Annotated in this window: 18 protein-coding genes; 13 read left to right on the plus strand and 5 right to left on the minus strand. The window is 59.9% G+C overall.

Features of this window, described 5'->3' with window-relative positions; all coding sequences use genetic code 11:
• The first annotated feature begins 87 nt into the window (after positions 1–87).
• The 11 genes from puuE (at position 88) to Z947_RS0105305 (ending at position 12,908) form a co-directional block, all read left to right on the plus strand.
• Positions 88–1,503, plus strand: a complete 1,416-nt coding sequence (gene puuE, locus Z947_RS0105255; protein ID WP_025043271.1) for an allantoinase PuuE — start codon at positions 88–90, stop codon at positions 1,501–1,503.
• The gene (locus tag Z947_RS0105260; RefSeq protein WP_025043272.1) at positions 1,500–2,309 is read left to right on the plus strand and encodes a bifunctional allantoicase/(S)-ureidoglycine aminohydrolase; all 810 of its coding nucleotides are present in this window, start codon (positions 1,500–1,502) and stop codon (positions 2,307–2,309) included. Before puuE ends, Z947_RS0105260 begins: the two co-directional genes overlap by 4 nt.
• Positions 2,306–2,794: an ureidoglycolate lyase gene (locus Z947_RS0105265; protein ID WP_025043273.1), complete on the plus strand. Its 489-nt coding sequence runs from the start codon at positions 2,306–2,308 to the stop codon at positions 2,792–2,794. Before Z947_RS0105260 ends, Z947_RS0105265 begins: the two co-directional genes overlap by 4 nt.
• A gap of 48 nt (positions 2,795–2,842) precedes the next feature.
• On the plus strand, positions 2,843–4,162 hold the full coding sequence (locus Z947_RS0105270; protein ID WP_025043274.1) for a uracil-xanthine permease family protein: 1,320 nt from the start codon (positions 2,843–2,845) through the stop codon (positions 4,160–4,162).
• A gap of 108 nt (positions 4,163–4,270) precedes the next feature.
• On the plus strand, positions 4,271–5,494 hold the full coding sequence (locus Z947_RS0105275; protein ID WP_025043275.1) for a urate hydroxylase PuuD: 1,224 nt from the start codon (positions 4,271–4,273) through the stop codon (positions 5,492–5,494).
• A gap of 97 nt (positions 5,495–5,591) precedes the next feature.
• Positions 5,592–7,427 (plus strand): DNA mismatch repair endonuclease MutL, encoded by a 1,836-nt coding sequence (gene mutL, locus Z947_RS0105280; protein WP_025043276.1) that lies wholly within the window; start codon positions 5,592–5,594, stop codon positions 7,425–7,427.
• Entirely contained in the window at positions 7,424–8,665 is a 1,242-nt protein-coding gene (locus Z947_RS0105285; protein ID WP_025043277.1) for a DNA recombination protein RmuC, read from the plus strand. Before mutL ends, Z947_RS0105285 begins: the two co-directional genes overlap by 4 nt.
• Positions 8,666–8,838: 173 nt before the next feature.
• Positions 8,839–10,155: an NAD(P)/FAD-dependent oxidoreductase gene (locus Z947_RS0105290; protein ID WP_025043278.1), complete on the plus strand. Its 1,317-nt coding sequence runs from the start codon at positions 8,839–8,841 to the stop codon at positions 10,153–10,155.
• A complete protein-coding gene (locus Z947_RS0105295; protein ID WP_025043279.1) occupies positions 10,152–10,910 on the plus strand; it encodes a DUF1365 domain-containing protein in 759 nt (252 codons plus the stop codon). The genes Z947_RS0105290 and Z947_RS0105295 overlap by 4 nt, the downstream gene beginning before the upstream one ends.
• Entirely contained in the window at positions 10,907–12,145 is a 1,239-nt protein-coding gene (locus tag Z947_RS0105300) for an MFS transporter (protein WP_025043280.1), read from the plus strand. The genes Z947_RS0105295 and Z947_RS0105300 overlap by 4 nt, the downstream gene beginning before the upstream one ends.
• Before the next feature lie 31 nt (positions 12,146–12,176).
• Positions 12,177–12,908 carry an SDR family NAD(P)-dependent oxidoreductase gene (locus Z947_RS0105305; protein WP_025043281.1) on the plus strand — a complete coding sequence of 244 codons (732 nt, stop codon included), beginning with the start codon at positions 12,177–12,179 and terminating at the stop codon, positions 12,906–12,908.
• On the opposite strand, the gene Z947_RS0105310 is transcribed toward Z947_RS0105305, so the two are convergent.
• From Z947_RS0105310 to Z947_RS0105320, 3 genes are read right to left on the minus strand one after another with little or no spacing between them, the layout of a single operon-like run.
• The gene (locus tag Z947_RS0105310; RefSeq protein WP_025043282.1) at positions 12,901–13,956 is read right to left on the minus strand and encodes a saccharopine dehydrogenase; all 1,056 of its coding nucleotides are present in this window, start codon (positions 13,954–13,956) and stop codon (positions 12,901–12,903) included. The two genes, Z947_RS0105305 and Z947_RS0105310, sit on opposite strands and share 8 nt — an antisense overlap.
• Positions 13,953–14,573 (minus strand): glutathione S-transferase family protein, encoded by a 621-nt coding sequence (locus Z947_RS0105315; RefSeq protein ID WP_081781117.1) that lies wholly within the window; start codon positions 14,571–14,573, stop codon positions 13,953–13,955. The genes Z947_RS0105310 and Z947_RS0105315 overlap by 4 nt, the downstream gene beginning before the upstream one ends.
• Positions 14,574–14,625: 52 nt before the next feature.
• The gene (locus Z947_RS0105320; RefSeq protein ID WP_025043284.1) at positions 14,626–15,279 is read right to left on the minus strand and encodes a histidine phosphatase family protein; all 654 of its coding nucleotides are present in this window, start codon (positions 15,277–15,279) and stop codon (positions 14,626–14,628) included.
• A 198-nt stretch (positions 15,280–15,477) separates the two neighbouring features.
• Between Z947_RS0105320 and fdhF the strand changes: the two genes are divergently transcribed.
• On the plus strand, positions 15,478–18,246 hold the full coding sequence (fdhF, locus tag Z947_RS0105325; RefSeq protein WP_025043285.1) for a formate dehydrogenase subunit alpha: 2,769 nt from the start codon (positions 15,478–15,480) through the stop codon (positions 18,244–18,246).
• 147 nt (positions 18,247–18,393) lie between these two features.
• Here fdhF and Z947_RS0105330 read toward each other — a convergent pair whose 3' ends face one another.
• Both Z947_RS0105330 and Z947_RS0105335 read right to left on the minus strand, forming a co-directional pair.
• Positions 18,394–19,095 (minus strand): response regulator transcription factor, encoded by a 702-nt coding sequence (locus Z947_RS0105330; protein WP_025043286.1) that lies wholly within the window; start codon positions 19,093–19,095, stop codon positions 18,394–18,396.
• The gene (locus Z947_RS0105335) at positions 19,092–20,999 is read right to left on the minus strand and encodes a PAS-domain containing protein (RefSeq protein WP_025043287.1); all 1,908 of its coding nucleotides are present in this window, start codon (positions 20,997–20,999) and stop codon (positions 19,092–19,094) included. Before Z947_RS0105335 ends, Z947_RS0105330 begins: the two co-directional genes overlap by 4 nt.
• 206 nt (positions 21,000–21,205) lie before the next feature.
• Between Z947_RS0105335 and Z947_RS0105340 the strand changes: the two genes are divergently transcribed.
• Positions 21,206–23,176 (plus strand): AMP-binding protein, encoded by a 1,971-nt coding sequence (locus Z947_RS0105340; protein WP_025043288.1) that lies wholly within the window; start codon positions 21,206–21,208, stop codon positions 23,174–23,176.
• Positions 23,177–23,197: the final 21 nt, after the last annotated feature.

The following is a 23,197-nucleotide window of genomic DNA, read 5'->3' on the forward strand; positions in this document are numbered from 1 at the left end:
GGGCGGCCCGCTTGCGTTTGGGGGCTGCGGATTGCGCAGGGGTGCGTTTTTGTGCAACGTGAGCGCATCCAGATCAGGACAGTGAAGATGACCCGTTACCCCAGAGATTTTCGTGGCCATGGTGCGACGCCCCCGGACGCCGCATGGCCGGACAACGCCCGCATCGCGGTGCAATTTGTCGTGAATTATGAAGAGGGTGGCGAAAATTGTATCCTGCATGGCGACGCCGCATCCGAAGCGTTCCTGTCGGAGATTGTCGGTGCCGCGCCCTGGCCGGGCCAGCGCCACTGGAACATGGAATCCATCTATGATTACGGGGCGCGGGCCGGTTTTTGGCGGTTGCATCGGTTGTTCACCAATGCGGGCATTCGCCCTACGGTTTACGGCGTGGCATCGGCATTGGCACGTGCCCCCGAACAGGTCGAGGCGATGCAGGACGCCGGTTGGGAAATTGCCAGCCACGGCTTGAAATGGATCGACTACAAGGACCATGATGCCAAGACCGAGGCGGCCGATATGGCCGAGGCCATCCGCCTGCACACCGAAGTGACCGGCGAGGCACCGCGCGGCTGGTACTGCGGGCGCACCTCTGTGAACACGGTGGCGTTGGCGGCGGAAACGCAGGCGTTCGCGTATATTTCGGATACATATGATGACGATCTGCCCTATTGGATGGACGCAGACAGGCGCGCGCAGTTGATCATTCCTTACACGCTGGATTGCAACGACATGCGGTTCGCCACGCCGCAGGGGTTCAATTCGGGCGACCAGTTTTATGCCTATCTGCGCGATACCTTTGATGCGCTGTACGCCGAGGGGGTCGAGGGCGCGGCCAAGATGATGTCGGTCGGGTTGCATTGCCGCCTTGTCGGGCGGCCGGGACGGGTGCAAGCGTTGAAACGGTTTGTGGAATATATTCAGGGGTTCGAGGGCGTCTGGACTCCGCGCCGGATCGAGATTGCAGAGCATTGGCGCGCCACTCATCCCCCCGCCGCGCGGGGTCTTAGCCCGAGTGCCCTTTCGAAGCCCGACTTTATCACCCACTTCGGTGGCATCTTTGAACATTCGCCTTGGATTGCCGAACGCGCCTATGAGCTGGAACTTGGTCCCGCACATGACTGCGCGGCGGGGCTGCATAATGCGTTGTGCCGGATGTTCCGTTCGGCATCGCGCAGCGAACGGTTGGGCGTGCTGAATGCGCACCCCGATCTGGCCGGCAAACTGGCGGCGGCAAAACGGCTGACGGCGGAAAGCACGGCGGAACAGGCCAGCGCGGGCCTTGATGCGCTGACGGATGCAGAACGGGCGCAATTCTCGGAGATGAATGCCGCCTATGTCGCCAAGCACGGGTTCCCCTTTATCATCGCGGTAAAGGATCACGACAAAGCCGGCATCCTGCGCGCCTTCGAGCAGCGCATCGCCAATGAAACACCGGTGGAATTCACCACCGCTTGCAAACAGGTCGAACGCATTGCGCGTCTGCGGCTGGAGGATATGTTTTGAGTTACGCTTTCCCGCCCGGCGGCCTGCCGGATCAATCGGCCAACCCTGAAGGGCACGCCGTTTTCACACCTGCCTATGCGGTGATCCCCGCCAATACCCAGCGCGATATCGTCACCAGCTTTCTGCCCGGTTGGAAAGGCATGCGCATGTGGGTGCTGGCCCGTCCACTCAGCGGATTTGCCGAGACGTTTTCGCAGTATGCCGTTGAGCTCGCCCCGAACGGCGGGTCGGACGCGCCCGAAGTCGACCCGGAATCGCAATCTGTGATTTTGGTCGCAACCGGCACGCTGACACTGAACATTGACGGGGCGAAACATGTGATGGGCGCGGGCGGCTATGCCTATATCCCGCCGGATGCGGTCTGGACGATCTGGAATGATGGGGACGCAAAGGCGGAATTCCACTGGGTGCGCAAACGTTATGTCGGCGCGGAAGGTGTGGATCTGCCCGAAGCCTTTGTGACCTCCGATCAGGAAAACGCCCCCGTTGTCATGCCCGATTGCGATGGTGTCTGGGCGACGACCCGTTTTGTCGAACCGACCGATCTGCGCCACGATATGCACGTCAACATCGTGACCTTCCAGCCCGGCGGGCGCATTCCCTTTGCGGAAACCCATGTGATGGAACACGGACTTTATGTGCTGCAAGGCTCCGCCGATTATCTGCTGAACAAGGATTGGGTGCCCGTTGGTCCCGGTGATTTCATGTGGTTGCGTGCGTTCTGTCCGCAGGCCTGTATCACCACGGGAAATGAGCCGTTTCGCTATCTGCTGTATAAAGACGTGAACCGTCACATGCCCCTATGAGCCGTGAGATCAAGGTCGAGCCGCTGAGTGAAGCGGCGTTTGCCCCGTTCGGCGATGTGCTGGACGCTTCCGGCACGCCGGACAAGATCATCAATGCAGGGCTGTGCGGGCGCCACCACGACCGCGCGCACCTGGATTTCGGTCCCGAGGGGCGCGCGGGCATCAGCATTTTCAACGCCGAGGCGCGCAGCTTGCCCTATGAGCTGACGCTGCTCGAACGCCACCCCGACGGATCACAGGCGTTTTTGCCAATGACCGGAAATCCGTTTCTGGTGATCGTTGCTGCGGATGAAAACGGCACACCCGGCACACCGCGCGCCTTTATGACCGCGCCGCATCAGGGGATCAATTTCCACCGCGGCATCTGGCACGGTGTGCTGACGCCGCTATCTGCCCCCGGATTGTTCGCTGTGGTGGACCGCATTGGCAATACTGCCAACCTTGAAGAGGTTTCGCTTGCCCCGCCGTATCGTGTCACCTCATAACTGTCCTAGCCTAAAAATAGGCACATAAAAACGACAGGGACATGACATATGACAAATCTCGCAACGGGTGCCTATAGCGACCCGAACCAGACCCCACCGCTCGCGCAGGCCGTTCCGCTTGGCATCCAGCATGTTTTGGCGATGTTCGCCTCTAACGTGACGCCCTCGATTATTGTCGCAGGGGCGGCTGGGCTTGCCTTTGGCGGGGCGGAACAGGTGTATCTGATCCAGATGGCGATGTTGTTTGCCGGTATCGCGACCTTGTTGCAAACTGTGGGCATTGGCCCGATTGGCGCACGTCTGCCGATTATGCAAGGCACCAGCTTTGCCTTTGTCGGGGTGCTGGCGGGGATCGCGGCGGTTCAGGGGCTGGGTGTGGCGCTGACCGCGTGTCTGATCGGTGGCGTTATCCACTTTTGTCTTGGTGCTGTGATCGGGCGGTTGCGCTGGCTGTTCCCGCCGTTGATCACCGGTTTGGTGATCCTTGCGATCGGTCTGTACCTCATTCCCGTGGCCATCAAATACGCCGCAGGCGGGGCCGCTTCGTTCCAGATGGAGGCGGAAAGCTTTGGCTCCCTGATGCATTGGACCGTGGCGCTCAGCGTGGTGATCGTCGCGCTTTTGCTCAAGTTCTTTACCAAAGGCACCACCAGCAGTGCCGCCATCCTGATCGGGTTGATCGTGGGATATCTGATCGCGCTGGCCTTCGGCATGGTCAGTTTTGCACCGGTGGCAAAGGCAAGCTGGATCACCGGCATCACGCCTTTTCCCTACGGTTTTGAATTCTCGCTGGGGGCGGTGATCGCCGTCACGCTGGTATCGATTGTTTCCGCAATCGAAACAGTCGGCGATACGTCGGCCACGACCAAAGCCGGTGCAGGACGCGAGGCAACCAGCGAAGAAATCGCCGGTGCCACCTATGCGGACGGTCTGGGGACGGCGGTTGCCGGTGTCTTTGGTGGCTTGCCCAACACGTCGTTCAGCCAGAATGTCGGCATCGTTGGCATGACCGGCATCATGTCGCGCCATGTGGTGACCATTGGCGCGATTGTTCTGATCCTCTGCGGCTTGGTGCCGAAAATCGGCGCTGTCATTGCCTCAATGCCTCTGCCTGTCTTGGGCGGCGGCGTGATTGTGATGTTTGGCATGGTGGCCGCCGCGGGCATGAACATGCTGTCCGAAGTCGAGATGAACCGCCGCAACATGGTGATCATCGCGGTGTCACTGGCGGCGGGACTTGGCCTGAACCTCGTGCCGACGGCGGTGCAATACCTGCCCGGTGTCATCAAGATTCTGGCAACCTCGGCTGTGGCCCCAACTGCAATCGTGGCGATTTTCCTGAACCTTGTCCTGCCACAGGAAACCTGATCCAATCGGGACCGCGCCGGTGTCTGCCCGCGCGGTCCTCTCTCTTTTTGGCCTTAAATACTGCTGCGCCACAGCACCCCGTTACGCCCCACCCAAGAAAGCACGCCCATGTACGACCTTGCCGCCATTTCTTCCTGGATCGAATTTGCCGTCCGCTGGGTGCATGTCATTGTGGGCATCGCGTGGATCGGATCGTCGTTCTATTTCATTGCGCTGGACCTTGGGTTGCACCGTGACCGCAACCTGAAAAGCGGTGCGGACGGCGAGGACTGGCAGGTTCACGGCGGCGGGTTCTATCACGTGCAGAAATACCTCGTCGCGCCCGCGCAAATGCCCGACGATCTGGTCTGGTTCAAATGGGAAAGCTATTCAACATGGCTTTCCGGTTTTGCCCTCTTGATCCTCGTCTACTATTTTGGTGCCGAATTTTACCTTGTTGATCCGGCGGTGGCGGACATCGGCATTCCCACTGCCATTCTGATTTCGCTGGCGTCGCTCGCCTTTGGTTGGCTGGCTTATGACTTTATCTGCAAAAGCAAATTCGGTGATGACAACACGCGCCTGATGATCGGCCTTTATGTGATCCTTGTCGCGATGGCCTATTTCTACACATCGGTGTTTTCGGGCCGCGCTGCCCTGCTGCATCTGGGCGCGTTCACGGCCACGATCATGTCGGGCAATGTATTTTTCACCATCATGCCCAACCAGCGTATCGTCGTGGCGGATCTGCAAGCAGGGCGCACGCCGGATGCGAAATACGGTAAGATCGCCAAGCAGCGCAGCACCCATAATAACTATTTGACGCTGCCGGTGATTTTCCTAATGCTGTCGAACCACTATCCGCTGGCCTTCGCGTCCGAAGCGAACTGGATCATCGCGTCGCTGGTGTTTCTGATGGGCGTCACGATCCGGCATTACTTTAATACGATTCACATGCGCAAAGGCGATCCAATCTGGACATGGCTGGTGACGGCGATTCTGTTCATCGTCATCATGTGGCTGTCCACGGCACCCATGTTCCGCGCTGATGAACCGGTTGAGGCACGGGGCGCGGCCCTGCGGTTCGCACAGGCCGATGGGTTTGAAAACGTGCAGAATATCGTCACGGGTCGCTGTTCCATGTGTCATGCGGCGGAACCTGTTTGGGACGGGATGCACTGGCCTCCCAAAGGGGTACGGTTGGAAACGGAACATCAGATTGCCATGGCGGCCAAACAGATTTACCTGCAAGCGGGGTTGACCCACGCCATGCCCCCCGCGAACCTGAGCTACATGCAGGAAAGCGAACGGGCTGAGATTGTTGCGTGGTATCGGGCGGCAACCTCGGACTGATACCCATCGGCTTGCCGCACGGTAAGGCCGACTTCTTGTCCACCACGTTGCCCGAATCGGGTTCAGTCTGTGCGCCTCTCATGCTAGGTATTGCGGCATGTCCCAGCCAAACCCCAACATAAGCGATACGCAGCCGATCATCCGTCAACTGGACGATTCCGCGATCAACCGGATTGCCGCAGGCGAGGTTGTTGAACGCCCCGCCTCTGCCGTGAAGGAACTAGTGGAAAACGCCGTTGATGCCGGTGCCAAGCGGATCACCGTTGAATATGCCGATGGCGGTAAAACCCTGATCCGCGTGACCGATGACGGCTGCGGCATTGCGCCCGATGATCTGCCGCTGGCCCTGTCGCGCCACGCGACCTCGAAAATCGACGGCTCGGACCTGTTGAATATACATACTTTTGGCTTTCGCGGAGAGGCCTTGCCGTCGCTGGGTGCTGTTGGCCGTTTGACCATCACCAGCCGCGCGGCGGGCCACGAGGGCGCGGAAATCACGGTGAACGGCGGGCACACAGGGGCGGTGAAACCTGCCGCGCTGAATGGCGGTACCGTCGTGACCCTGCGCGATCTGTTTTACGCGACGCCTGCGCGGCTCAAGTTTCTGCGCACCGACCGCGCAGAGGCGCAGGCGATCGGCGATGTGATCAAACGGTTGGCCATGGCGGACCCTTTCGTCAGCTTCACGCTGCGCGATGTGTCGGGCGGCGGCGAGGGGCGCAATGTGTTTCGCGTCGGGGCCGAACAGGGCGATCTGTTTGACGCGCTTCATGGCCGGTTGGCGCAGGTGTTGGGGCGCGAGTTTGCCGATAACGCCCTGCAAATTGATGCCGAACGTGAGGGGCTGCACCTGACGGGTTTTGCGGCATTGCCGACCTATTCACGTGGGTCAGCGGTGGCGCAGTATCTGTTCGTCAACGGGCGGCCGGTGCGTGACAAGCTGTTGGTCGGGGCGCTGCGCGGGGCCTATTTCGATTTCCTGTCGCGCGACCGCCATCCGGCGGCGGCGCTGTTTCTGGACTGCGATCCGACACTCGTCGATGTGAACGTGCACCCGGCAAAGTCCGAAGTGCGGTTCCGCGATCCGGGGCTGGCGCGCGGGCTGATCGTATCGGCGCTGCGCCATGCCTTGGCCAATGCGGGGCACCGCGCGTCGACCACGGTGGCGGGGGCGACTTTGGGCGCGATGACACCGGAACCAACGGGGGCGCGGGTCTATCAGATGGATCGCCCGTCACTGGGTGCGCGCACGGCAGCGTTTGAAGCACAAGCACCGGGGTTTGCGGAAACCGCTGGTGTCTGGGGGCGGGTCGAAACCCCTGCCGAAGAGGTCGTGCAAACGGCGGATGAGGATTTCCCGCTGGGCACCGCACGCGGGCAGGTGCATGAAAATTACATCATCGCGCAAACCGCCAATGGCATGGTGATCGTGGATCAACACGCCGCCCACGAACGTCTGGTCTATGAGAAACTGAAGAACCAGATGGCCGCGAACGGCGTCGCGGCGCAGGCGCTGTTGATCCCTGAAATTGTCGAGTTGTCCGCAGGGGATTGCGAACGCTTGTTGGATCTGTCGGTGGAAATGTATCGCTTTGGTCTGGGCATCGAAGCCTTTGGCGGCAGTGCCATCGCGGTGCGCGAAACGCCGGCAATTCTGGGCGAGGTAAACGCGCGCGCCCTGCTGCTGGATATTCTGGACGAACTGGCCGATCAGAATGACAGCAATCTTTTGCAAGCCAAGATCGAAGCGATCCTGAGCCGGATTGCCTGTCACGGCTCTATCCGGTCGGGCCGGCGGATGCGGGGCGAAGAGATGAACGCGCTGTTGCGCGAGATGGAAGCAACCCCGCATTCGGGGCAGTGCAATCATGGCCGCCCCACGTATGTAGAACTTAAGCTGGCCGATATTGAACGGCTTTTCGGGCGCACATGATCCAGATCAACGGCCAGTCCTACACCTGGGACGATCCAATTGTCATGGCCGCCCTCATCGCGGGTGCTGCGGTGCTGTTGATCCTGATCCTGCTGATTGTGGCCGTGCGTGCCGCAGGCCGATCCGCACGGATCGCGGCCCCTTTGGGCAAGCAAATACAAGGGCTTGGCGGTTACGTGCAGCAGTTGGGCGCAGCACAGGAACGCCTGCAGGGCGGTTTGCAGACCGTGTCGGACACACAAGCCAACGCACAGGCCCAGCTGATCCAGAGCATGGAGGCGCGGCTGGCCCATGTGCAGCAGAACATGCAGGACCGGCTGGCGGATAATGCCGCGAAATCCGCACGCGCGCTGGCCGAGATGCAGGAACGGATGAACGCAACCCTGCACGGCAATTCCAAGCAGACCACCACCAGCCTGACCCAGTTGCAGGAACGTCTTGCCTCGATCGACAAGGCGCAGGACAACATCACCAAGCTGTCCGGTGACGTGCTGTCCTTGCAGGATATCCTGAGCAACAAGCAGACGCGCGGCAGTTTCGGGGAAATCCAGCTGCATGACATCGTGTCCAAGGCGCTGCCGGCGGATGCCTATTCGATGCAATCGACGCTGTCGAATGGCAAACGGCCCGATTGTCTGATCCACTTGCCAAACCCGCCCGGCCCGATTGTGATCGACAGTAAATTCCCGCTTGAAGCCTATGAGGCGCTGCGGCGCGCCACCACGGATCACGAGGCAAAGGAAGCCGCGCGGGCGATGCGGGTGGCGGTCAAGGTGCACATTGATGCGATTGCGACCAAATACATCATCGACGGGGAAACCGCCGAAGGGGCGTTGATGTTTTTGCCGTCCGAAGCGGTCTATGCCGAGTTGCACGCGAACTTTGGCGAAATCACGCGTTACGGTTTTGAAAAACGGGTTTGGATCGTGTCGCCGACCACCTGCATGGCGACGTTGAACACGATGCGCGCCATTTTGAAGGACGCGCGGATGCGCGAACAGGCGGGGGCGATCCGCAAGGAGCTGGGGTTGCTTAACGGGGATGTCGAACGGCTGGTGACACGGGTCGGCAATCTGGACCGGCATTTCGGGCAGGCGCGTAAAGATGTGGACGAAATTCTGGTCAGCTCTGAAAAGGCCGCGAAACGGTCGGGGCGGCTGCATAATTTTGATTTTGAGGAACTGGACGACGACAAGACAGCCCGCACCGTTGTGCCCTTGCTTAACCCCGAACGTTGACCGCCAAGCAGGAACACGGCGCAACGGGGTCTGCCCCCGACCGGTGCAACAGGACAAATTGCACACCGCCTCATTTTATCTGCAACTCTTTTCATGCTGGCAACGTGGTTTCGCCGCACTAGATGCTTCGCAACGACAGACCGCAGACGCGCCAAGACAGGATTCGACGCCCAATGCCATTTGACAAACCGACCACTGCCCTTTCGCCGCAAGGCCGCCGCCGTTCGATTGCCGTGATCGGCGCGGGCATTTCCGGCATGGGTGCTGCGCACCGTCTGGCCGACACCCACAACGTGACGCTGATCGAAAGCGGCCAAAGGCTGGGTGGGCACGCGCGCACGGTTATCGCGGGCAAGAACGGCGATCAGCCAGTGGATACAGGGTTTATCGTGTTCAACTACGCGAACTACCCGCATCTGGCGGCCTTGTTCAAAGAGTTGGACGTGCCGGTGATCAAATCCGACATGAGCTTTGGCGCGTCGATAGATGGCGGGCGGCTGGAATATGCGCTGCACTCGGTCGATACGATCTTTGCGCAACGGCGCAATGCAGTGAACCCCGCCTTCCTGCGGATGGTGCGCGATATCGTCAAGTTTAACAAAAACGCGGTGCGTGTGGCGCAGGACCAGTCGCTGACGATTGCCGAATTTATCAAGCTTTTGGGGTTGGGGCGCTATTTTCGCGACTATTATCTGGCGCCTTTGTCCGGCGCGATCTGGTCAACACCGACGCAAAAGATCATGGATTTTCCCGCCCACGCTATGGTGAGTTTCCTCGAAAACCACGCGCTGTTGGATTATTCCGGCCAGCATCAGTGGTACACGGTGCAGGGCGGATCGACGCAATATGTGCAACGGCTTGAGGCGGCAATGCGCGCCAAGGGTGTTGATGTCCGCCTGAACGCGGCGGTGCAGGGGGTGCGACGCACAGATATGGGTGTCGAGGTGAAATCATGGGCCAGCGATTGGGAAGCTTTTGACGAGGTGGTGTTCGCCACCCATTCTGACGACAGTCTTGCGATGTTGGCCGATGCGGATCCGGCTGAGGCCAAAGCGCTGGGCGCGGTAAAATACCAGCCCAATGATGTTGTTCTGCACGCGGACGCCAGCATTATGCCCAAGCGGCGCAAGACATGGGCGTCCTGGGTTTATACCGAAGACAAGAATGCGCAGTCGGACCGGATTGACCTGACCTACTGGATGAACTCCCTCCAACCGATCCCTGAAAATGATCCGCATTTTGTCACGCTCAACACGAAACGCACGATCCGCGAAGAATTGATCTATGATCAGGTCACGCTGCGCCATCCGGTTTATGATATGGGCGCTTGGGCAGCGCAAAAAGAGATCGCGGCGCTGAATGGCAATCGCGGCACTTGGTTCTGCGGCGCATGGATGGGCCACGGGTTTCACGAGGATGGACTGCGCTCGGCAATGACGGTTGTTGACGCGATTGAAGGGCGGGCTGCCCTGCCGATTGCAGCGGAATGACAAAAACGGTCGATCATATCGCGGGACAGACCTTTCACGGGCGCAAGGGCGCTGTGAAAAACGCGTTCCGCTATTCGATCGACTATGTGCTGTGTGACGCAGAGGCCGAGGTCCAGACGCCCGCGCTGTTCGGGCGCAACACGGGCGGTGTGGCCTCGTTGCGGGACACGGATCATGGCGGGGAACCGAAACTGGGCATGGGGGCCAAATGGGTCCGGCAGGTGCTCGAGCAACATCAGATTACGGGTGTTGAACAGATCGAGATTTTGGCACAGCCGCGCATCTTGGGGCATGTGTTCAATCCAGTCAGTTTCTGGCTGTGTCGCAACACTGACGGCGGGTTGATCACCGTGATTGCCGAGGTGTCGAATACCTATGGCGACCGGCATTGCTACCTCTGCGCCCATCCCGACCAGCGAGTGATCGAAGCGGCGGACCAGATCAGCGCGACCAAGATTTTCCATGTCTCGCCGTTTCAGCCGGTCGAGGGCAGCTATACGTTTCGCTTCGATATCACGGATGAAAAAGTGGGCATCTGGATTGACTACACGGCGGGCAACGGCGGGTTGATCGCGACGCTGACGGGGAAACGCCAACAGTTGAGTAACTTTGGTATTCTCAAAGCAATGCTGCGCCGCCCCTTCGGGTCGCGCCGCGTGCTGGCGCTGATCCATTGGCAAGCGGCCAAGCTGTGGTGGAAAGGCGCGGGGTTTCGCAACCGGCCCGAACCGCCGCCGTCTAAAGTAAGCCGATGACAGGGCAGACACCGCAAAACCTGTCGGCCTATGCGTTGTTTGCGGCGCTGCTGTCGGCGGCGGGCTTGCCGATCTACATCCATGCGCCCAAATTCTATGTGGACGAATATGGCGTGTCTTTGGCGGCACTCGGCGCGGTCCTGTTCGGGCTGCGCTTGCTGGATGTTGTACAGGATCCGGTGTTGGGCAAGCTGGCAGAAATGCTGCGGCACAGGCGCGGTTTGGCCGTTGGCATCGGCGCTGGCATGATGGCCGGCGCAATGATCGGATTGTTCGCGATTGCCCCGCCTGTGCAGCCGGTTTTGTGGTTCGCGGCCATGCTGACACTGGTGTTTTCGGGGTTCAGTTTTCTGACCGTCTGCTTTTACGCCCAAGGTGTCGCTAAGGCGGATCGTATGGGGGCATCGGGGCATCTGGCCTTGGCACGCTGGCGCGAGACCGGTGCGTTGCTGGGGGTCTGTGTCGCATCCGTGACGCCGGTGGCTTTGGGGGCTTTCATGGGCGCGCCCTTTGCCGGTTTCGCGGTGGGATTTGCGGTTCTGGCTGCGCTATCGGTTTTTGCAATGCGCGGCGAATGGGGCAGCGTTGGTGTTGCGGCTTCTACCGGTTTCGGGCCCGTGCTGGCAGACCCGATTGCACGAAAACTACTGTTGATCGCATTGGTCAATGCAGCCCCCGTTGCGGTCAGCTCGACCTTGTTTTTGTTCTATGTCGAGATCGCGCTGGAGGCCCCCGGTTGGGAAGGGGCGTTGTTGTTGTTGTTCTTTTTATCCGCGGCGGCGGCAGCCCCGCTGTGGGGCAAGCTGGCCGAACGGTTTGGCCCCAAACTTGTGTTGCTGGGGGCCATGGTGCTGGGCATCTTTGCCTTTGGCGGTGCGGTCCTTTTGGGGCCGGGGGATGCGGCGCTTTTTGCGGTGGTCTGTGTCGCGTCGGGGGCCGTGCTGGGGGCGGACCTGACCCTGCTGCCCGCGATGTTCGCCGCGCGGCTGGCGAAAATATCGCCTTCGGCGGCGGAAGGTTTCGGGCTTTGGGCTTTCGTTTCGAAATTCACATTGGCATTTGCCGCTGTCGCACTACTTCCAGCATTGGAAAGCGCAGGACTGCAAAGCGGTGCGCAGGCGAGCCCGCCCGAAGCGGTGCGCCTTTTGGTGCTGTTTTACGCGGCGGTGCCCTGCGCGTTGAAACTGGTGGCAATCGCGCTGTTGGCAACCCTGCGCGACGAGAGCGAAGCATAAGGGCGGCAGAACTGCGGCCGAAAGGGGAATGATGAAAGAGTGGCAAGGTAAACGCTATTGGCTGGTCGGGGCCAGTGACGGGTTGGGCGCGGCATTGGCGCAAAAACTCAGCCGTGCAGGGGCCGAAGTGATCCTGTCCGCGCGTTCCGAGGACAAGCTGGCGGATCTGGCCGCCGCCCTGCCGGGCAAGGCCAGCTATCAGACCATTGATGTCGCCGATAACGACAGTGTCAAAGCGGCGGCGGATGCAGTCGGCACGGTAGACGGCGTGGTGTTTCTGGCGGGCGTTTACTGGCCGTTCGGGGCCAAGGAATGGAACGCGGATCAGGCGGTTGCGATGGCGGACGTCAACTTTACCGGTTTGATGCGTGTCATGGGGCAGGTGGTGCCGGAAATGGTGGCGCGCGATGCGGGCCACATCGTGATCACGTCAAGCCTGACGGGCTTTCGCGGTCTGCCAGGGTCGATTGGTTATACCGCATCCAAGGCCGGTACCATGTCACTGGCGGAATCCATGCACGCGGATTTGCGCAAGACGGGCGTTCAGGTGCAGGTTGTGAACCCCGGTTTCATCAAGACACAGCTGACCGACAAGAATGATTTCAAAATGCCGTTCCTGATGGAACCGGATGAAGCCGCCCGCGAAGTATTCGAACATATGAACACGGATAGCTTCAAGAAAAGCTTTCCGTGGCTGTTTTCATTGCTGTTTCGCGGCAGTCAGTTTTTGCCCGACTGGTTGTATTACCGCATCTTCAGCTAAGCGCGTCCATGTGGCTGGCATAGGTCGCACGCGCGCGGGCCCAAACGCCGTCTTGGTCATCGCCCAATTGCATCAGCGTTGGCAAAAGCTGGCCTGCGAAATCCTGTGAGCTTTCCAATGGTAACATGGATGGCAGGTTGTCGATGGCCATGACGTCCATCACCGGATCGTCGTACACCCGCAGCGCCGGCGCGTCCCACGTTGTTGCACGGTCATAGACCGGTACAGGGTTGTAATCGCTGTCGGGGTCGCAGGCGATGTCGCCGATGACGCTAAGGGTGCGGGGGGCGTTCAGCGCGGATTTCGGGACAAACACAGGGGTTTGCGGACCGGCCAAAATGCAGTTCAGGAAAATGTCATGGGTCAGGATTTCGGGAAAGGGACCACCATGCGCGGTTTCTTTCATGTCCCAGCCGGTGACGGGGGCATTCATTGCCTTGCACAGATCTGCCGCACCGGTGCCGACACGGCCCAGCGCCCCGATGATCAGCGCCGTCGGCGCGGCCCCCGCTGCCGCCATTTCGCGGGAAAGATCGGATTTCAACGCTTCGGCATTGGCGTAGGGGGTCACGGGTCCGCACAGCGCCCCGCGTTGTTGTGCAGCCCATGATTTCAGCGCAACAGCGGCACCTGCAAATCCGGCCCAATAGCCAAAGGCGGCCACGCGCCGGCCTGTGTCATTGGTCAGATATTCGAGATCCAGCAGGGTGCCGCCGCCCGCCTGAAACCGGCGCAGAAGGGTCTGGCCGGAAAGCTGCCCCTTGAAGGCATGGCCGAACATGATGTGGGTGTGGGGCAGGGGCGTGCCGTCGTCCGGCAGTTCCTTGAGACCAAAGATGATCGCATCTTCGGGGGCGGTGGGCCATGAATACTGCGGCGCGATGGCGCAGCCGGTCGCGACATAGGCGGCGGTTTCGATGGCACGTGTGCCGCAGGCCTCGACCGTCACGTCAAAGCCCTGCGCCATCAGCGCCGTGACACCCTCTGGCGTGATGCCGACGCGTGTTTCATTCTCGCGCTGCTCGGCGCGGACCCACAGGTGCGTCACAGGATGCCTTTCGCACGCACGGCTTTGACGCTGTCGCGGCTTTCCATGAGGGATAGAAAGGCGCTGATTTTCGGGAAGTCGGACAGGTTCACGCCGTCGCCTTTCAGCCAGTTACACACAACAAAAAGATAAGGATCGGCAAGCGTCAGATAATCGCCGTTCGCATATGCGCCGCGCAGGCATTCGGTTTCGACATACTGCGCGCAGGCGGTCATGGTTTCGGGCACTTTGGCGGTCATATCATCAAAGCTGGACTGCTGGTCCGCCCAGCGGCTGCCGCGCATTTTATGGGCGTGGGCCACATGCATGGTCGAGGCAAGGTAGTACATGACGGCGCGCATATGGGCCGCGTCCTCTGCATCTTGCGGGACCAGACCGGCATCGGGTTTCAGGTCCGCGATGTAATCCAGCAGGGCACCGGTTTCGGTCAGGATCGTGCCGTTGTCGGTCACAAGTGCGGGCACCCGACCTTTGGGGTTCAGCGCAAGGAAGTCCGGTTTGGTTTGTTCTGCTGCAGCGAAATCCACTTTGACGGGGTCATACTCCAGCCCTGCCTCTTGCAATGTGACGGCAACAGCGACCGAGATGGTGCCAGGGAAATAATAGAGTTTCAGCATGTTCGGGCCTTTCGGGTAAGCAGAGTATGGTCGGGTAAGCAGAATATGGGGATCAGATGTGGGTCTGGGCGACGCGCCGGTCCGGTGTTTCCAGATGCGGGACGGCGTTGAACAGGACGGGCGACCAATGCCCGCCAATCGGAAACAGACGGTGCATGGATGTATGCATGATCGCTAGGGCCAGACGCGCCATGGCCGGTATGTCCAGATGCATCGCCTGTGACATCGCCATGGAGATCAACCCGCCCGAGGTCACGACCAGCGCAGGCCCATTGCCAGCGGCGATTTCTTGCAGCGCATCGTTGACGCGGCTGTGGAACTGGTTCCACGTTTCCGGCGTATCTTCGATCTTACCGTCTTTCCAATAGGCAAAGACGGTGGGCAGGTGGCTGGTGAACTGCCCCTGTTCGGTGGGGAAATCTATGCCGTGTTGTTCCTCCAGCAGCTTGGCCATGGTGAAATACTCAAGCTCGTTCAGCCGTGGATCGCGCACGGCGTCCAATCCCGTTTGCATACCATCCGCAGTTTCGATGTGGCGGCGCAGCGTACCGGTATAAAGTCGCGTGTGGTGCGTGGCGCTGTCGGACAGATAGCCGCCCAGCCATCCGGCCTGTTCGTGGCCAAGCGCGCTAAGGCGATCATAGCTGAGTTCGTCTTTGGCACCGGAATTGGCCTGACCGTGGCGGATGAGGGTGATGTGGGACATGGGCGGCTCCTTTGGGGCTTTGATAGGCGAGGCGCGCGCGGGTTGAAAGTGCGGGCGCGTTTAATTGGCAAGATGAAGGGCGGCGCGCGCCTATCGGAAACGCGGGTTGGCGTAAAACTGGGGCAGGGTGTCGGGATTGGGACTCCTGCGGGGGCTGCGAAATCGCTATAGAATAGGCAACAGTTTGGGAGAAGCACCATGGCGGACAAGATCACATTCACGCTCGACGGCGAAACCGTTGAGGCAGAAAGCGGTCTGACCATTTGGGAAGTTGCCAATGGGCGCGGCCTGGTGATCCCGCATTTGTGCCATAAACCGGCCCCCGGATATCGCCCCGACGGCAACTGCCGCGCCTGTATGGTCGAGATCGAGGGCGAGCGGACGCTGGCCGCTTCCTGCATCCGCGAACCCAGCGAAGGCATGGTGGTGGTCACCAATAACGCGCGCGCAACATCGGCGCGCAAAATGGTGGTCGAACTGCTGATGGCGGATCAGCCCGATGCGGATGTGGCGCATGACAAATCCAGCCATCTGTACGATATGGTTGCGTTGAATGATGTCGGCGAAAGCCGGTTCCCCAAGTTGGAAGAGGGGCGCATTCCGCTGCTGGACGACAGCCATGTGGCGATGAGTGTGAATCTGGACGCTTGCATTTCTTGCGGGCTGTGTGTGCGGGCCTGCCGCGAAGTGCAGGTGAACGACGTGATCGGCATGTCGGGGCGCGGGCAGGGCAGTTACCCAACTTTCGATATGGCCGACCCGATGGGCGAAAGTTCCTGTGTGGCATGCGGCGAATGTGTGCAGGCCTGTCCCACAGGCGCGTTGATGCCTTCCACTGTGGTTGATGCGGATCAGGTGGGCGACAGCGCCGATTTTGATCGCGAGGTCGAAAGCATTTGCCCGTTCTGCGGGGTCGGCTGCCAGATTTCCCTGAAGGTCAAAGACGATAAGGTGAAATACGTCGAGGGCATCAACGGCCCCGCGAACGAGGGGCGGCTTTGCGTCAAGGGGCGGTTCGGGTTCGACTACATCCACCACGACCACCGGCTGACAAAACCGCTGATCCGCCGTGATGATGCACCCGCCAAAGGGTTAAACGTCGATCCGGCCAATTGGCAGGAGTTCTTTCGCGAGGCCACGTGGGACGAGGCGCTGGATTTTGCCGCCAAAGGGTTGAAGGACATTGGCGGCACGGGGGTCGCGGGCTTTGGCTCGGCGAAATGCACGAACGAGGAAGCCTATCTGTTCCAAAAGATGATCCGTCAGGGGTTTGGGCATAACAACGTCGATCACTGCACGCGGCTGTGCCATGCCTCGTCGGTGGCGGCGCTGATGGAAAACGTCGGATCAGGCGCGGTGACAGCGACGTTCAACGAGATCGAAAATGCCGATGTGGCGATCGCGATCGGCTGTAACCCGATTGAGAACCACCCGGTTGCGGCGACCTATTTCAAACAGTTCACCAAGCGCGGTGGCAAGTTGATCGTAATGGATCCGCGCGGTCAGGCGCTTAAGCGTTTCTCAAGTCACATGTTGCAGTTCCGGCCCGGCACCGATGTGTCCATGCTGAATGCAATCATGCATGTGATCGTCGAAGAAGAGCTGTACGACAAACAATATATCGAGGCCTACACAGAAAACTGGGAGGCCGAGAAGGAACACCTGAAGGATTTCACTCCCGAGAAAATGGCAGAGGTTTGCGGCATCGACGCAGAGACCCTGCGCGATGTGGCGCGCACCTTTGCGGGGGCCAATGCGGCGATGATTTTCTGGGGCATGGGCGTGTCACAGCATATCCATGGCACGGATAATTCGCGGTGCCTGATTTCACTGGCGCTGATGACCGGACAGGTCGGGCGTTCGGGTGCGGGACTGCATCCGTTGCGCGGGCAGAACAACGTGCAAGGCGCGTCCGATGCGGGGCTCATGCCGATGTTCCTGCCGGATTACCAATCGGTGATGAACGATGGCGTGCGCTCGGCCTTTACTGATGTTTGGAAGTCGGATGATTTTTCCAACCAGAAAGGCCTGACCGTAACCGAGATCATGGATGCGGTGCATGACGGTGACATCAAGGGCATGTATGTTCTGGGCGAAAACCCCGCGATGTCAGACCCCGACGTGAAGCATGCGCGTGATGCGCTGGCCAAACTGGAGCATCTGGTGGTGCAGGACATTTTCATCACCGAAACCGCGAACTATGCGGATGTGATCCTGCCGGCCAGCGCCTTTGCCGAGAAATCCGGCACAGTGACCAATACCAACCGTCAGGTGCAGATGGGGCGCGCGGCCGTGTCGTCCCCCGGTGACGCGCGCGAGGATTGGTGGATTGAGGTAGAGCTGGCGAAACGTCTGGGCTTGGGGTGGGAGTACACCTCGCCCGCGGATGTGTTTGCCGAGATGAAGCTGAACATGCGCTCGCTGGACAACATCACGTGGGACCGTCTGGAAGATGAAAATGCGGTGACCTATCCGTCGCTGTCACCGACAGACCCCGGGCAGGCGATTGTGTTTGCCGATGGTTTCCCGCGCCCCGACGGACGGGCACGGTTTACGCCAGCGTCGATCATTGCGCCGGATGATGTGCCGGACGCAGAATATCCGATGATCCTGACAACGGGGCGCCAGTTGGAGCATTGGCATACAGGGTCCATGACGCGCCGTTCGACCGTTTTGGACGGATTGGAGCCGGAAGCGAACTGTTCCCTGCATCCCAGTACTTTGCGCAAATTGGGTGTCGTGGCAGGGGAGGCTGTGCGGTTGACGACCAAACGCGGGTCCATCGAGATTATGGCGCGTGAAGATCGTGCGGTCAGCCCTGATATGGTGTTCCTGCCCTTCGCCTATGTTGAAGCGGCGGCGAATATATTGACCAATCCGGCGGTGGACCCTTACGGGAAGATACCGGAATTCAAATTCTCTGCGGTGAAGGTGGAAGCGGTAAAAACAAGCGTCGCGGCCGAGTGATCCGCCAGTGATCCGATTGAGCGCCCCCAAGGGGGCGCACTTGATTTTATTTTGCTGAGGGGGGCGTTGCCCCCCAGACCCCCCACAGCATTTAAGGCCAAAAAGAGAAGAAACCTGTTTGGCGGGTGGCGCGCAAGGAAGCGCGGGCTACTGCCAGCTGACATCGCCCAGAAAGATATATCCGGCACCGTAGATCGTTTTAATCAGGCGCGGGTTTTTAGGGTCTTCGCGCAGTTTTGTGCGCAGCCGCGAAATGCGCACATCCATGGCGCGATCAAAGGATTCAGAGGCAGCACCACCAAGGCTTTCTTGCATTTGGGTGCGGCTGATCAGGCGTTTGGGGCTTTCCAGAAACAACCGCAGCACTTCGCTTTCGGCGTGGGAAAAGGGGACTTCGGTGCCTTGGCTATCGCATAGAACGTAACGGTCGAAAAAGGCGGTCCAGCCGTTGAAGCTTGCCGTGTTGCTGGTGGTGGTTGCGGTTTTGGGGCTGCGCAGGCGGGCACGGATGCGGGCGACAACTTCGGAGGGGTCGAAAGGTTTGATGATGTAATCATCGGCCCCCAGTTCAAGGCCGGTCACACGGTCCTGCACCTGGGCGCGGCCCGAGATGATGATCACTACCGCGCCCAGTTCAAGGGCAAGGCGGTGCACCAGTGTTAACCCGTCGGTGTCGGGCAAGCTGAGATCGACGAGGCAGACATCGGGCGTGTGTTTGGCCAGCGCCGCCTCGAACGCGCGGGCGCGGCCGAAGCTGAGGGTGTCAAACCCTGCCTCTTCGAGTGCATCCGCCAGAAGAGTGCGGATTTCGGGTTCGTCGTCAAGGATAGTCACCAAGGGTCGGGTCATTGCGGGGCCTCGCAAGCTGGGGTGATGAGCGCCGCGAGGTCATCCGCGGTGAAGGGTTTGCGCAGTACGGGGGCAAGTTGTTGACCGGTGCGAAACAGGGCGTTGTCGGGGGGGAGGGATGTCATCAACAGCATTGGCACGCGGCCAGCGTTGCGCTGGGCAAGGTCAAGGCCGGTAGCCTCGCCCACCAGTTGGATATCGGAGAGGATCATCGCGATGTCGGGCAGATCGGCAAGCAGCGCGGTGGCCTCGTCTGCGCTGGTGGCTTCGATGACGGAATGGCCAAGATGCATCAGCAGATCGCGCACGGTGGCGCGGATATCGCCGTCATCCTCGACCAAAAGGGCAAGGCCGGTGGTGGCCGGCAGGGCCGCGCGATACGGCAGGCGCAGGGTGACATGGGCACCGGTATCACCGTTGCGCAGGCGCAGATCACCGCCGGCAGATTTGGTCATGTCGTAAACCATCGACAGGCCCAGCCCGCCGCCTTCGCTGCCTTTGGTGGTGAAAAATGGATCGATGCCGCGCTCGAGGGCGTTTGGCGAAAAGCCGGGGCCGGTATCCTGCACGGTCCATTCAATCCATGTTTCGTTGACGACCTGTTGGGTGACGGTGATTTGGCCGGTCGCGCCACAGGCATCACGGGCGTTCAGGATCAGGTTCAGCAGGCTGTCGGTCACATGCCCCTTGTCCAGCAGGACAGCCTGATCGGGGGCGTTGTTTTTGATTGTCAGGGTCATGCCGTCGGGCAGGGCCGGTTGTGCCAGTGTTGCAAGATCGCTAAGCACGCCCGCCGGATCGGTGGCTGTGGGGCGCTGGGCCCGCGGGCCGGTGACATCGCCGATGGAACTGAGCAGGGTCCCGCCGCGCCGCGCCGCTGCAAGGGTGCCGTTGACCAGTTCCAGCGCCTGTGGCGGCACATCGGGCAGGCGCAAGATGCGCGATTGCATCCCCAGAATGATCGTCAGCAGGTTCGAGAAATCATGCGCGAGGCCGGAAATTATCTGTGCGGCCAGCTCGCGTTTGCGGGTTTGTTGCAGGGCCTCGCGGGTTTGGGTTTCCTCGGTCACATCCATCGACAGAATATAGGCACCGCCCAGCGTATCAGGGGTAAAGGCCACGCGGATGCGGCGGGCCGAGGTGTCATCGGTGAATTCTTTGAGGGTCGAAATGCCCCCGAAGGCATCGCTGAGCGCCGGTTTGATCCGGTCATAGGCCGAGGCCCCGAGGGCCGCGCTGATGTGCAATCCGACGATATCACTTGGGCGGCCGGCAAAGACGCTGGAGAGTCTGTTGTTGGAGAACGTGTAGTGTCCGCGTGCATCTACATGCGCAATATGGGCCGGCATCATCTGGGTGGTCAGACGGGTACGCGCCTCTGATGCGGTAAGCTGGCGTTGTGTTTCTTCCAGCGTAGTGATCATCGCGGCCAGTTCACGGTTGGTCGCGGCAAGCTGTTCGGTGTGGGCCAGCACCTGATCCGACAGAGCGTCGGAGCGGGCGCTGAGCAATTCTTCCTGCCGTTTCGTGGCGGTGATATCGGTATAGACACTGACCCAACCGCCCTGAGGCAATGGCGACCCTTCGACGCTGATCGTGCGCCCGTTGGCACGGGTGCGTTCCATGTAATGGGGGATGAAGGCGCGGGCCTGATCGGTGCGTTCGGTGACAAAACTGTCGACATCTTCCACCGGTCCATATTCGCCGCGTGTGGCAAGATGGTGGATGGTGTCTTCGAACGGGGCACCGGGGGTGACAAGCCGGTCTGGCAGGTTGAACATCTGCTGGAAGGGTGCGTTCGAGACGACAAGTTTCAGATCGGAATCATAGATTGTCAGCGCCTGCGCGATCAGGTTCAACCCGGCGCTGGTCATCGCTTTGGCTTGTTCGTCGCTAATCTGCATCCTGTCCTCCGCCTTTATCGCTAGCACCCTCGGGGGGGCGTGCAAAGAGAAACGGGCGGTGTTTGGCACCCTGTTACAATTCGATAGGATTGCGAAAAATTCAGGAAAAAGTTGACCTTCAGGGTGAAGCCATCATCCTGTTGGGTGTGAGAATCGCAAAAAGCGATCGACCCTGCCAAAAACGGCAGGTTAGGGAGGAAATAACTTTGGCCACGCCACTGACGCGCGCCGACGGACTTGGGTCCGTTCCGGCGCTACTGCATCGTAATGCAACGCAATTTGCGAACGCACCGGCGTATCGCGAGAAAGAATACGGCATCTGGCAGAGCTGGACCTGGAGCCAGACCCGCGATGAGGTCGAGGCGCTGGCGCTTGGCCTGATGGAGATGGGCATCAACGAAGGCGACTTTGTTGCGATCATCGGGCGCAACCGGCCCTATCTGTACTGGGCGATGATGGCGGCGGAGATGTGTGGTGCGGTGCCTGTGCCCTTGTATCAGGACGCCAACTCCGAAGAGATGGCTTATGTGATGAACCACTGCGGGGCGCGTTTTGCCATCGTCGGGGATCAGGAACAGGTCGATAAAATTCTGGAAGTGCAAGAAGAGCTGCCCGAGTTCGAGCAGATGATTTACCTCGATCCGCGGGGCTTGCGCAAATACGACCACGGCGCGATGAAGCAGTATTCCAATGTGCAGGAAATCGGCCGGCAACTGCGTGACAAGCACATCAAGGAGCTGGAGGCGCGTCAGGCGAAGCTGGATTATGATAGCACCGGCGTGATGCTTTATACCTCCGGTACGACCGGCAAGCCCAAGGGTGTAGTGCTGTCCAACCGCAATATTATCGAAACGGCCAAGTCGTCGTCGGAGTTTGATGACCTGCGTCAAACCGACGAAATTCTGGCATATCTGCCAATGGCTTGGGTCGGCGATTTTATCTTTTCCGTAGGTCAGGCGCTGTGGACAGGGTTCTGCACGAATTGCCCTGAATCCGCGGACACCATGCATGTGGATCTGCGTGAAATCGGGCCGACCTATTATTTCGCCCCACCCCGCGTGTTCGAAACGCAGTTGACCAATGTGATGATCCGCATGGAAGACGCCAGCCGTATGAAAAAATGGCTGTTCGACACCTTCATGGCCCACGCCCGCAAGGTCGGGCCGGATATTCTGGATGGCAAGAGCGTCAGCCAGTGGGACCGGTTCAAATACAAGCTGGGCGAGGCGTTCATCTATGGGCCGCTCAAGAACACATTGGGCTTTAGCCGAGTGCGCGTGGGCTACACCGCCGGTGAGGCGATCGGGCCTGAGATTTTTGATTTTTACCGCTCGCTCGGGATCAACCTCAAGCAGCTTTATGGCCAGACCGAAGCGACCGTTTTCATCACGGCGCAACCCGATGGGGAGGTGCGCAGCGATACGGTTGGCGTGACCTGCCCCGGTGTGGAGCTGAAGATTGCCGAGAATGGCGAGGTTTTCTATCGCTCGCCCGGCGTCTTTGTGGAGTACTACAAGAACCCCGAAAGCACGGCAGACACCAAGGATGCCGAGGGCTGGGTTGCCACGGGGGACGCGGGTTTCATCGAAGAAAGCTCTGGCCATTTGCGCATTATCGACCGTGCAAAGGACGTGGGACAAATGGCAGATGGATCGCTGTTTGCGCCTAAGTATGTTGAAAACAAGCTGAAATTCTTCCCGAACATTCTGGAGGCTGTGGTTTTCGGCAATGGGAAGGATGAGTGCACAGCATTTATTAACATCGACTTAACAGCGGTCGGAAACTGGGCGGAGCGCAACAACATCGGTTATGCGTCCTATCAGGAACTGGCGCGCCATCCGCAGGTGATGGATACGATCCAGAGCCATGTGGAAGAGGTGAACGCCAGCGTCGCGCAAGACGAGATGCTGTCGGGCTGCCAGATCCACCGGTTTGTGGTCCTGCACAAGGAACTGGATGCGGATGACGGGGAGCTGACCCGCACCCGCAAGGTCCGCCGCCGGATTATTGAAGAGAAATATGATGATATCATTACCGCGCTGTACGATGGATCGAAGTCGATCAGTACCGAGACGGAAGTGACCTATGAAGACGGGCGCAAGGGCAGCATCAAGGCAACGCTGGAAGTGCGCGACGCCAAGGTGATGCCGGTTGCGCAGCGGATGGCCGCGCAATGAGTGCAGGTGTAGTGCCGGTTG

Source organism: Sulfitobacter geojensis, from assembly GCF_000622325.1.
Lineage (GTDB): Bacteria > Pseudomonadota > Alphaproteobacteria > Rhodobacterales > Rhodobacteraceae > Sulfitobacter > Sulfitobacter geojensis.

Excerpts from the sequence above, each read along its gene's own strand:
- puuE (WP_025043271.1), top strand. The coding sequence starts at position 88 with ATGACCCGTTACCCCAGAGATTTTCGTGGCCATGGTGCGACGCCCCCG.
- Z947_RS0105265 (WP_025043273.1), top strand. The coding sequence starts at position 2,306 with ATGAGCCGTGAGATCAAGGTCGAGCCGCTGAGTGAAGCGGCGTTTGCC.
- Z947_RS0105270 (WP_025043274.1), top strand. The coding sequence starts at position 2,843 with ATGACAAATCTCGCAACGGGTGCCTATAGCGACCCGAACCAGACCCCA.
- Z947_RS0105275 (WP_025043275.1), top strand. The coding sequence starts at position 4,271 with ATGTACGACCTTGCCGCCATTTCTTCCTGGATCGAATTTGCCGTCCGC.
- mutL (WP_025043276.1), top strand. The coding sequence starts at position 5,592 with ATGTCCCAGCCAAACCCCAACATAAGCGATACGCAGCCGATCATCCGT.
- Z947_RS0105285 (WP_025043277.1), top strand. The coding sequence starts at position 7,424 with ATGATCCAGATCAACGGCCAGTCCTACACCTGGGACGATCCAATTGTC.
- Z947_RS0105290 (WP_025043278.1), top strand. The coding sequence starts at position 8,839 with ATGCCATTTGACAAACCGACCACTGCCCTTTCGCCGCAAGGCCGCCGC.
- Z947_RS0105295 (WP_025043279.1), top strand. The coding sequence starts at position 10,152 with ATGACAAAAACGGTCGATCATATCGCGGGACAGACCTTTCACGGGCGC.
- Z947_RS0105300 (WP_025043280.1), top strand. The coding sequence starts at position 10,907 with ATGACAGGGCAGACACCGCAAAACCTGTCGGCCTATGCGTTGTTTGCG.
- Z947_RS0105305 (WP_025043281.1), top strand. The coding sequence starts at position 12,177 with ATGAAAGAGTGGCAAGGTAAACGCTATTGGCTGGTCGGGGCCAGTGAC.
- Z947_RS0105315 (WP_081781117.1), bottom strand. The coding sequence starts at position 14,573 with ATGCTGAAACTCTATTATTTCCCTGGCACCATCTCGGTCGCTGTTGCC.
- Z947_RS0105320 (WP_025043284.1), bottom strand. The coding sequence starts at position 15,279 with ATGTCCCACATCACCCTCATCCGCCACGGTCAGGCCAATTCCGGTGCC.
- fdhF (WP_025043285.1), top strand. The coding sequence starts at position 15,478 with ATGGCGGACAAGATCACATTCACGCTCGACGGCGAAACCGTTGAGGCA.
- Z947_RS0105330 (WP_025043286.1), bottom strand. The coding sequence starts at position 19,095 with ATGACCCGACCCTTGGTGACTATCCTTGACGACGAACCCGAAATCCGC.
- Z947_RS0105335 (WP_025043287.1), bottom strand. The coding sequence starts at position 20,999 with ATGCAGATTAGCGACGAACAAGCCAAAGCGATGACCAGCGCCGGGTTG.